Source organism: Streptomyces inusitatus, from assembly GCF_014651115.1.
In the GTDB taxonomy this organism is placed as follows: domain Bacteria; phylum Actinomycetota; class Actinomycetes; order Streptomycetales; family Streptomycetaceae; genus Streptomyces; species Streptomyces amakusaensis.
Genome location: NZ_BMWG01000090.1, coordinates 1 through 760 on the forward strand (window position 1 = coordinate 1; position 760 = coordinate 760).

Genomic DNA, 760 nt, shown 5'->3' on the forward strand with positions numbered 1-760 from the left:
CGGCGAAATCGAAACCGCCCTCACCCACCACCCCCACGTCACCACCGCCACCGTCCTCCTCCGGGACGATCGGCTCATCGCCTACACGACCGGAACCGCCGAACCGGCCGCGCTCCGCGCGGCGCTCATCGGCGAGCTGCCGGAGTACATGGTCCCGGCCGTGATCATGAACCTGGACGAGCTGCCGACCAATGTGAACGGCAAGCTCGACCGCGCCGCCCTCCCCGCACCCGAGGCCGCGTCCGTCACGCTGTCGCGTGCGCCGCGGGGCCCTCGGGAGACCCTGCTCGCCGGGATCTTCGCGGAGGTCCTGGAGCTGGACGGGGTGGGCGCGGAGGACGACTTCTTCCGGCTGGGCGGCCATTCGCTGCTGGCGACCAGGGTGGTGGCCCGGGTGCGGGCCGCCGGGATCGCCTGTTCCGTACGGGATGTGTTCGAGGCGCGTACGGTCGCCGTCCTGGCGGCCCGGCTCGGCGGGGACGCGGCCGTGGAGCGGCCCGCGCTGACCGCCGGTGCCAGGCCGGAGCGGCTGCCGCTCTCGTACGCCCAGCGCAGGCTGTGGTTCCTGGACCAGATGGAGGGTCGGGGCAGCACCTACAACGTGCCGTTCGCGGTACGGCTGCGCGGCGCGCTCGACATACCCGCGCTGGAAGCCGCCGTACACGATGTGATCACCCGTCATGAGGTGCTGCGCACCCTCTTCGCCGAGCACGAGGGCGAGCCCTACCAGCGCGTTCTGCGCCCGGAGGAGGCACGGGTC

General features: G+C 72.6%; 1 protein-coding gene. It reads left to right on the forward strand.

Annotated features, from left to right (window positions below; translation table 11 throughout):
- On the forward strand, nt 1–760 hold a 760-nt coding region (locus IE247_RS33950), incomplete at both ends, for a condensation domain-containing protein (RefSeq protein ID WP_229869534.1).